The sequence below is a fragment of the Streptomyces sp. NPDC059443 genome (genome assembly GCF_042750105.1).
In the GTDB taxonomy this organism is placed as follows: domain Bacteria; phylum Actinomycetota; class Actinomycetes; order Streptomycetales; family Streptomycetaceae; genus Streptomyces.
Map to the genome: position 1 here is coordinate 85,809 of NZ_JBHYVM010000029.1, position 9,501 is coordinate 95,309.

Annotated in this window: 8 protein-coding genes and 1 tRNA gene; 6 read left to right on the forward strand and 3 right to left on the reverse strand. The window is 70.7% G+C overall.

Annotated features, from left to right (window positions below; genetic code table 11):
- Positions 1–118: 118 nt before the first annotated feature.
- A complete protein-coding gene (locus ACFXDJ_RS25770; protein ID WP_384656862.1) occupies positions 119–643 on the reverse strand; it encodes an NUDIX hydrolase in 525 nt (174 codons plus the stop codon).
- Positions 640–2,052: a zinc-dependent metalloprotease gene (locus ACFXDJ_RS25775; protein WP_384656860.1), complete on the reverse strand. Its 1,413-nt coding sequence runs from the start codon at positions 2,050–2,052 to the stop codon at positions 640–642. Before ACFXDJ_RS25775 ends, ACFXDJ_RS25770 begins: the two co-directional genes overlap by 4 nt.
- A gap of 269 nt (positions 2,053–2,321) precedes the next feature.
- On the opposite strand from ACFXDJ_RS25775, the gene ACFXDJ_RS25780 reads away from it, so the two are divergent.
- From ACFXDJ_RS25780 to ACFXDJ_RS25795, 4 genes are all read left to right on the forward strand, one after another.
- Entirely contained in the window at positions 2,322–3,431 is a 1,110-nt protein-coding gene (locus tag ACFXDJ_RS25780) for an SDR family oxidoreductase (protein WP_384656893.1), read from the forward strand.
- Between the two features lie 234 nt (positions 3,432–3,665).
- A complete protein-coding gene (locus ACFXDJ_RS25785; protein ID WP_384663319.1) occupies positions 3,666–4,127 on the forward strand; it encodes a molybdenum cofactor biosynthesis protein MoaE in 462 nt (153 codons plus the stop codon).
- Positions 4,128–4,278: 151 nt separating this feature from the next.
- Complete coding sequence (locus ACFXDJ_RS25790; protein WP_384663321.1) at positions 4,279–4,485, forward strand: hypothetical protein; 207 nt, start codon at positions 4,279–4,281, stop codon at positions 4,483–4,485.
- Positions 4,486–4,553: 68 nt separating this feature from the next.
- On the forward strand, positions 4,554–5,642 hold the full coding sequence (locus tag ACFXDJ_RS25795; RefSeq protein WP_384663323.1) for a PDZ domain-containing protein: 1,089 nt from the start codon (positions 4,554–4,556) through the stop codon (positions 5,640–5,642).
- A gap of 52 nt (positions 5,643–5,694) precedes the next feature.
- Here the strand turns inward: ACFXDJ_RS25795 and ACFXDJ_RS25800 are convergent, their stop codons facing one another.
- On the reverse strand, positions 5,695–6,267 hold the full coding sequence (locus ACFXDJ_RS25800; RefSeq protein ID WP_384663324.1) for a PPA1309 family protein: 573 nt from the start codon (positions 6,265–6,267) through the stop codon (positions 5,695–5,697).
- 149 nt (positions 6,268–6,416) lie between these two features.
- Between ACFXDJ_RS25800 and ACFXDJ_RS25805 the strand changes: the two genes are divergently transcribed.
- Positions 6,417–9,323, forward strand: coding sequence for a UPF0182 family protein (locus ACFXDJ_RS25805; protein ID WP_384663326.1), 2,907 nt, complete (start codon positions 6,417–6,419; stop codon positions 9,321–9,323).
- A gap of 44 nt (positions 9,324–9,367) precedes the next feature.
- Positions 9,368–9,441, forward strand: a tRNA-Met gene (locus ACFXDJ_RS25810).
- The last annotated feature ends 60 nt before the right edge of the window (positions 9,442–9,501 follow it).

A 9,501-nucleotide genomic window follows, 5' to 3' on the forward strand; every position in this document is an offset into this window, starting at 1 on the left:
CCCACAACACCACCACCCCGCCTTTTCGCCCCGCGGCGCCCGCCCCCGCCCCCCGCCCCTCGGGGGGGGGGCCCCCCCCGCCGGGGGGCCCCCCCCCCTCTCGCTGTGCCGGGCCGGGTCAGAGCCGCGCCCGGGCCGCCTCCATCAGCCGCACCACCGAGGTGTCGGCCACCGCCGCCACCTCCGCGTACGGGAACCAGCGCAGGTCCAGCGACTCCTCGCTGATGGCTTCGACCGCCTCGGCGGGCGCCAGCGCCGCGTACTGCACGTCCAGGTGCCAGTTGCACGGCGCCGGGATCGGATGCCGGTCGAGCCGCACCGGTCCGCCCGCCAGCAGCGTCAGCCCTTCGGCGATGCCGGACTCCTCCACGGCCTCGCGCATCGCGGCCGCGGCGAGCGTGGTGTCACCGGGCTCGCAGTGCCCGCCCATCTGGAGCCACATGCCGAGCTTCTTGTGCAGGGTCAGCAGTACGCGGCCCCGCGCCGGGTCGATCACCAGGGCGCTGCCCGTGATGTGCCCGGCCCGGCAGGGCTTGTAGACCCCGTCCGGGTGGGCCGCCAGGTGTTCCAGGTACAGGTCGCGCAGCTCGGGCTGGTCCCCGTAGGACTTCAGGACCAGCACCGCGTCTTCGTACAGGCTCACTTCTTGTCTTCGCCGTCCTGCTCGCGCTTCTCTGCCGCCTCGCCGAGCATCTTGTCGATCTCGGAGAAGTCCAGCTGCTCGCGGTGCACGAACCCGTCCGGGTCGTCCAGGTCCGAGGCCGTCGGCAGCATGTCCGGGTGCTCCCACAGCCCGTCGCGCCCGTCCACGCCGCGCGCGTCGGTGAGCGAGGCCCACAGCCGGGAGGCGTCGCGCAGCCGGCGCGGCCGCAGCTCCAGCCCGATCAGGGTCGCGAAGGTCTGCTCCGCCGGACCGCCCGAGGCGCGCCGCCGGCGCATGGTCTCGCGCATGGCGTCCGCCGAGGTCAGCCGGGGCGAGGCCGCCGCGTGCACGACCGCGTCCACCCAGCCCTCGACCAGCGCGAGCGCCGTCTCCAGGCGGGCCAGCGCGGCCTTCTGCTCGGGGGTGTCCTGCGGCTGGAACATTCCGCCCTGGAGGGCTTCCTGCAGCTGCTCCGGGTTCGACGGGTCGAGCTGGCCGACCACGTCCTCCAGCTTCGAGGTGTCGACCTTGATGCCCCGCGCGTAGCCCTCGACGGCGCCGAAGAGGTGCGAGCGCAGCCACGGCACGTGCGCGAAGAGGCGCGCGTGCGCGGCCTCGCGCAGCGCCAGGTACAGCCGGACCTCGTCCGAGGAGACGCCCAGGTCCTTGCCGAAGCTCTCGATGTTCAGCGGGAGCAGCGCGGCCTTGCCGGTGGGGCCCAGCGGGAGGCCGATGTCGGTGGAGCCCACGACCTCGCCCGCGAGGGTGCCCACGGCCTGGCCGATCTGCTGGCCGAACATGGCCCCGCCCATGGAGCGCATCATCCCGAGCAGCGGGCCCGCCATGGCCTGCATCTCCTCGGGCAGCACGCCGCCCATGGCCGCGCCGACGCGCTCGGCGACCGGGTCCACGAGCTCCTTCCACACCGGGAGGGTCTCCTCGACCCACTCGGCACGGCTCCACGCGACGGCCGTCGCGGCGCCCGACGGCAGCGAGGTGACGTCGTCGAGCCAGTGGTCGGCGAGGCGCATGGCCTCCTCCACCGCCGACTTCTCGGCGAGGCCGACGCTGGCGTCCTTCACCCCGTCCGAGGTGCCCTGCGCCACGGTCTGGCGGGCGATGTCCTTGGCCATGTCCCAGTTGACCGGGCCGCCCTCGTAGCTCAGCATCTGGCCGAGCTGCTGGAAGGCGGCGCCGAGGTCGTTCGGGTTCATCGAGCCGAACATCGCGGCGAAGGGGTTGTCGGCGCCCTGACCGCCGGCGCCTCCCGGCAGTCCGCCGGGCATGCCCGAGCCGAACCCGAACGGATTCGGGCCGCTCTGACCGCCCTCATTGCCCTTCTTCTTGCCTTCGTCGCCGTTCGTAGGCTCCTCGGGCGGAAGACCGAATCCGAATGGGGTGTCGCTCACGGGTTTCCTCGGCTCATAGGGCCGCCGGTGGGTGCCGGCGGGCAATGGAATCGACAACACCACCCAGCGTAGACACCAGACCCGCTTCCGGGCTCGGTGCTCCGCCGACTCCTGGGCTGCGGCAGGATGGACATCACCTGGTAGGTACGCGTCATGGCGCGTCTCCTACTGAAGACAACCGCTGGAGACGCCTGGTGAGTTCCCCAGATCCGCACGCTTTGGACAAGAACGGCTCGGAAAAGCAGAGCCGCGGGCCGAAGGACGCCGAAATCCGCCCTGAGAACGGTGACGGCGCCCAGGGCGTTCGCCAGCCGCGTAACCCGGCCGTCCGAGGCCCCGTGATCGCCGTGACCGGCGCCGCCTCGGGAGTGGGCGCCGCTCTGGTGGCCAGACTGGCCGCGTCCGACGAGGTCAAGCAGGTCGTCGCGATCGACGAGCGGCGCGGGGAGACCACGGCCGCGCAGTGGCACCTCCTCGACGTGCGCGACCCCGCGATCGCGGAGAAGCTGCGCGGCGCGGACGTCGTGGTGCACCTGGCGCTCGACCTCGACCTGGAGACGGACCCGGCGGCCCGTACCGCGTACAACGTGCGCGGGACCCAGACCGTGCTCACCGCCGCCGCGGCGGCCGGGGTGCACCGCGTCGTGCTCTGCACCTCGGCGATGGTCTACGGGGCCCTGCCCGACAACGACATCCCGCTCTCCGAGGACGCCGAGCTGCGGGCCACCGCCGAGGCGACCGGGGTCGGGGACCTGCTGGAGATCGAGCGGCTCGGCCGTCGGGCGCCGCGCGCGCACCCCGGCCTGAACGTCACCGTGGTCCGCCCGGCGGTGCTGGTCGGCGGCACGGACACGGCGCTGACCCGGTACTTCGAGTCGCCCCGGCTGCTCGTGGTGGCCGGATCCCGGCCGACCTGGCAGTTCTGCCACGTGGAGGACCTGGTCAGCGCCCTGGAGTACGCGGCGCTGGAGAAGGTCGAGGGGGAGCTGGCGGTCGGCTGCGAGGGCTGGCTGGAGCAGGAGGAGGTCGAGGAGCTCAGCGGCATCCGCCGCATGGAGCTCCCGTCGGCCGTGGCCCTCGGCGCGGCGGCCCGGCTGCACCGGATCGGCCTGACGCCGTCCCCGGCGGGTGACCTGGCGTACACGATGCATCCGTGGGTGGTCAGCATCAGCGCGCTGCACGCGGCGGGCTGGCGGCCGCGGTGGACCAACGAGGAGGTGCTGGCGGAGCTCCTCCAGGAGGTCGCGGGGCGGCATACCGTGGCCGGTCGTCGGCTGGGGCGCAAGGACGCCACGGCTGCGGGTGCGGCGGGTGCGACCGTCGCGCTGCTGGGCGCTGCCGCCGCGATTCGCGCAGCGCGCAGGCGGCGGGGGATCTGACCCCGGCGGGGTCGGGGCCGCCACCGTGCCGGTGCGGCGCCGCTGCCGGGGGCTCCGCCCCCGGACCCCCGCGCCTCAAACGCCGGCGGGGCTGAAAAGATCGCCTCAAACGCCGGCGGGGCTGGATTTGGGCGGCGCTGCATTCGGGTTCTGGTAGGAGGCTCCCAAGGGGGCGGGAGCGGCCCTGGTGAAACGGGTATTCCGCCGGGTCGGCGGCTAGGGCACGATGGACGTATGGCACCGCACTTCGACCACCCCGGCGAGCAGGCCGCTCCGGACCCGATCCGGCTGCTCGAAATCCGCGAGACCCCGCTCTCGATCGACGAGGTCTTCCAGGCCGTCGGCGACGACGCGACGGGCGGCACCACGCTCTTCGTCGGCACGGTCCGCGACCACGACGGCGGGGCGGACGTCGATCAGCTCGGCTACTCCTGCCACCCCTCGGCGGAGGCGGAGATGCGCCGCGTCGCCGAGCGCGTCGTGGAGAAGTACCCGGTCCGCGCCCTCGCCGCCGTCCACCGCATCGGCGACCTGGCCGTCGGCGACCTCGCGGTCGTCGTCGCCGTCTCCTGCCCGCACCGCGGCGAGGCCTTCGAGGCCTGCCGGATGCTGATCGACGACCTCAAGCACGAGGTCCCGATCTGGAAGCACCAGACCTTCGCGGACGGCACGGAGGAGTGGGTCGGCGCCTGCTGAGGCACTGCTGAGGACCTGCTGAGGCGGGGGCCGGCCGAAGGCTCCCGCACCCGTTCGGACGCGCAACACGCCCTCGATTTGCGTAACCCCCTCCCTGGCACCAGCGTTGAAGCCACCAACAACACGTACTTCGGGGTAGGGAGGCACGCCCATGGCGTCACTGGCGTGGTTGCTGATTCCGCTGTTCGCCGCGATCGGAGCGGCGATATGGGGCAGCTGGGCGGCACGCGACCGTACATCGGGGGACATATCCGAACTCGCGGGCTACGCGAGATTCCGTGAAGCCATGGGCAAGGCCGAAGAGGCCCGGCCGAAGGCGGACGCGCACTGGAAGAAGGACACGGTCGACACCGTGTGAGGGACCGGGGTCCCCGTACGGACCGGCCCCGGGGGCCGGTCGCGAGGGCCGTCCCGTACTGTCGATCCATGCCACGCCGCACTGCGACGATGCTCGCTTCCACCCTCATGCTCTTCGCCCTGCTCTGCGCAGGGGTGTTCATGAAGGTCCCGTACTCCGAGATGAGCCCGGGACCGACCGTGAACACGCTCGGGGACTCGCACGGCGAGCCCGTCCTGAACATCTCGGGGCACAAGACGTACCCGACCACCGGGCACCTCAACATGACGACGGTCCGCGTCACCGGCGCGGACTACGACATGAACCTGCTGGAGGCGGTCTACGGCTGGGCGGCCGGCGACAACATCGTCGTGCCGCACGAGAACCTGTACCCGGACGGCAAGACGGACCAGGAGTCCACGCAGGAGAACGCCGAGGAGTTCAGCCAGTCGCAGGAGAGCGCCAAGGTGGCCGCCCTCAAGCAGATCGGCATTCCGGTCGAGTCCCGCGTGATCGTCGCCTCGGTGGTCAAGGGCAGCCCCTCCGAGGGCAAGCTGCACGCCGGTGACGTGATCAAGAGCGTGGACGGCGCGCCCGTCACGGCCCCCGAGGACGTGGCCAAGCTCGTCACCAAGCACAAGCCCGGCGAGCCGGTCGAGTTCCTGATCGTGCCCGCGGCCGACGCCGCCGAGGCCGAGAAGGCGCACCGCGAGCCCACCGCCACCACGAAGGTCACGGTCATCGCGGGCAAGGCGGGCCCCGAGGGCCGGGCCGTCGTCGGCATCCGGGCCGGTACCGACCACACCTTCCCGTTCACGATCGACATCAAGCTCGCGGACGTCGGCGGCCCCAGCGCGGGCCTGATGTTCTCGCTGGGCATCGTCGACAAGCTCACCCCGGAGGACCTGACCGGCGGGAAGTTCATCGCCGGCACCGGGACCATCGACGACGCGGGCAAGGTCGGCCCGATCGGCGGCATCCAGATGAAGACCATCGGCGCCCGCGAGGCCGGCGCCGAGTACTTCCTGACGCCCGCCGACAACTGCGCCTCCGCCCTGACCAGCGTGCCCGACGGGCTGACGCTGGTGAAGGTCTCCACCATCGACGACGCGGTGAAGGCGCTGCAGAAGATCAGCAAGGGGGACACGGCCGGGCTGCCGCAGTGCACCAAGCCCTGACCGTGCCCGGGCGGCCCGCGCCGGGCCGCCCGCCCGGACCGTAGGAGACGGCCTAGTCGAGGAAGGTCGCGGCGAGTGCCTCGGCGAGCCCGGGGACCAGGGTCGCGCCGGTCAGCACCTCGTTCGCGGAGTCCTTCTCGCGCAGCCGTACGGCGGACTCGCGCGAGCCGTCGCGCAGGACGCCCACGGTCAGCCGCACCTCCTGGCGCTCCGGGTGACCGGCGACCCACTTCGCGAGCTGCTTGTCGGTGAGACCCTCCGGTACGGAGGACTCCGCCGAAGGCGGCAGCATCAGCCGCTCCACGGTCAGCGCGCAGCCGAGGATCGACGGGGGCCAGGCGATGGTTCCCAGGAACTTGTCGAGCGGGGTCCCGGCCGGGACCTCGTCCTGCTCGATCGGGGTGAGCTGGTTCTTGCCGGTGTCGTCCTGGTCGAGGCCGAGCTGGCGGGCGACCCCCGGGGCCTCCTTGCGCAGCCTGGCCGTGTCGACCAGGGCGAAGAGGCGGGCGGGCTTGTCCCAGCCGAGGGTGGAGGCGTACTCGTCGATTTCGAGGACGGCACGGGTCAGCGGGGTGGCGGCCATCGGGGTGCCGGGGGACGGCGAAAGGTTGGACATGGGCAACATCCTGCCTCCTTTCCGCCGGATACCGGGAACTGACTAAAGCCTCAGTAAGTTGCATGGGTGGGCCCTACGATCGGGGGCCCATGCTTTGAAAAAAATCTCAGCATCACTTACACACAGCGACTTTCGAGGTGCGCACCTTGGCTTTCCAGATGCCGGACCGCGGCGGAGGCCCTTCCGGGCCACGGATGAGAGTCGGCCGCCCGTCCCGGCGCGCCCGGACTCTTCTGATGACTCTGGGCGTCCTGGCCGTCCTGGCCATGGCGTTCATCATGTTCGCCGGCTTCTGGACGGACTGGCTCTGGTTCCGCTCCGTCAAGTACTCCACCGTCTTCACCACCACGCTGTGGACCAAGATCGGCCTCTTCGCCGTCTTCGGCCTGCTCATGGCCGGCGCCGTCGGCCTGAACATCTGGCTGGCCCACCGGCTGCGCCCGCCGCTCAGCGCGATGTCGATGGAGCAGCAGAGCCTCGACCGCTACCGGATGAGCGTCGCGCCGTACCGGAAGTGGCTGCTGCTCGGCATCGCGGCGCTCGTCGGACTGATCGCGGGCGCCTCGGCGGCCGGCCAGTGGAAGACCTGGCTGATGTACGTGAACGGGGTGGCCTTCGGTCAGAAGGACCCCCAGTTCCACCTGGACGTGTCGTTCTACACCTTCGACCTGCCCTGGTACCGCTTCCTGCTCGGCTTCGGCTTCGCCGCCGTCGTGCTCTCGGTGATCGCCGCGGCCGTCGTGCACTACCTCTACGGGGGACTGCGCGTCACCAGCCCCGGCGCGCGGGCCACCGCCGCGGCGACCGGACACCTGTCCGTGCTGCTCGGCCTCTTCGTCACGCTCAAGGCGGTCGCCTACTGGCTCGACCGGTACGGCCTCGCGGTGAAGTCCAGCGACTTCAAGGCCGCGGACAACTGGACCGGCCTGCGCTACGTCGACGCCAACGCCTACCTGCCGGCCAAGACGATCCTCGTCGCCATCGCGGCGATCTGCGCGCTGCTCTTCTTCGCGACGCTGTGGCGCCGCACCTGGCAGCTGCCGGTCATCGGCTTCGGCCTGATGGTGCTCTCGGCGATCCTGATCGGCGGGCTGTACCCGGCGATCGTGCAGAAGTTCCAGGTCCAGCCGAACGAGCAGGCCAAGGAATCCCCGTACGTAGAGAAGAACATCAAGGCCACGCGCGACGCCTACGGGGTCGCCGACGCGGACGTCACGGACTACGCGGGCGTCCCGGCCGAGGGGACCAACAAGGCGCAGCTGCGCAAGGCGGCCGACACGACCGCCAGCATCCGGCTCCTCGACCCGAACATCGTCTCCCCGGCCTTCCAGCAGCTCCAGCAGGTCAAGGGCTACTACGCGTTCCCGTCCACGCTCGCCGTGGACCGGTACAACGGCCAGGACACGGTCATCGGTCTGCGCGAGCTGAACATCGGCGGCATCCCGAAGAACAACTGGATCAACGACCACTTCAAGTACACGCACGGCTACGGAGTGGTCGCGGCCAAGGGCACCACCGTCGGTGACCAGGGCGCTCCCGACTTCACCCAGTCCGACCTGCCCTCCAAGGGGATGTTCGGCACGGACTTCGAGCAGCGCGTCTACTACGGCGAGCAGACGAAGCAGTACTCGATCGTCGGCGGCCCGCAGAAGGAGCTCGACTACTCGGACGACAAGGGCGAGAAGGAGACGAGCTACAAGGGCGACTCCGGCGTCAATCTCGACAACCCGGTCAACCGTGCCGCGTACGCGCTCGCCTTCAGCGAGCCGCAGATCCTGTACTCGGGCGCCATTGGCGAGGGCTCGCGGATCCTGTACAACCGCACGCCCAAGGAGCGCGTCGAGGCGGTCGCCCCGTGGCTGACCATCGACGGAGCCCCGTACCCGGCGGTCGTCGACGGCCGGATCAAGTGGATCGTCGACGCGTACACGACGACCAACGGCTACCCCTACGCCTCGCGCACCACGCTGGGCGAGAGCACCCACGACTCGCTGACCAACAACCAGCGCGCGGTGGTGGCCCAGGAGAACCAGGTCAACTACATCCGCAACTCGGTGAAGGCCACCGTCGACGCGTACGACGGCACGGTCAGCCTGTACCAGTGGGACACCGAGGACCCGGTCCTCAAGACCTGGATGAAGGCGTTCCCGGGCACGGTCAAGGCCAAGAGCGAGATCTCCAAGGCGCTCATGGACCACATCCGCTACCCGCAGGACCTCTTCAAGGTCCAGCGCGAGCTGCTGACCCGGTACCACGTCACCGACCCGCAGACCTTCCTCAGCGGCAGTGAGGCCTGGGCCGTCCCGGACGACCCGACGGCCAAGCCCGGTACGGCGGTTCCGCCGTACTACCTGTCGATGAAGATGCCGGGCCAGAAGGAGAAGGACCAGGTCTTCTCGCTCACCACGACGCTCACGCCGAACGAGCGGGACAACCTGAGCGCCTTCATGGCGGTCAACGCCGATCCGAGCACCTCGGACTACGGCAAGATCAGAATCCTGAAGCTGCCGACCAGCAAGCCGGTCGACGGCCCCAAGCAGGTGCAGAGCAAGTTCCAGTCCGAGCCGAAGATCGCCGAGTCCATCCGCCTGCTGCGCGGTGGCGACTCCGAGGTCGAGTACGGCAACCTGCTCTCGGTGCCGCTCGACGGCGGCATGCTCTACGCGGAGCCGGTGTACGTACGCAGCTCCGGGCTGAAGTACCCGCTGCTGCGCAAGGTGCTCGTGACCTACGGCGGCCAGACCGCCTTCGAGGACACGCTGGAGAAGGCGCTGAACGTGGTGTTCGGGGCCGAGGCTCCGACCACACCGGTCCCGCCGACCACGCCGCCCCCGACCGGTGACGGCACCACCACGCCGCCGGCCAACCAGGACCCGACGGTCAAGGCGGCCCTCGCCGACGCGCAGAAGGCGGTCGATGAGGCCGACAAGGCGCTGAAGGCCGGCGACTGGACGGCGTACGGCAAGGCCCAGGGCGATCTCCAGGCGGCGCTGAAGCGGGCGATCGACGCGGAGGCGAAGCTGAAGGAGCCCACCCCGCCGGCCGCCACCCCGCCGACCGGCTAGCGGTAATGGCTCCACCCCGCGTCGTGCTACTGTGGTTTTACCGACGCGGGGTGGAGCAGCTCGGTAGCTCGCTGGGCTCATAACCCAGAGGTCGCAGGTTCAAATCCTGTCCCCGCTACTGAAGAGGGGTGGGGGGGGGGGGGGGGTGAGGGGGGGGGGGAGTGGTTGGGTGGGTGTG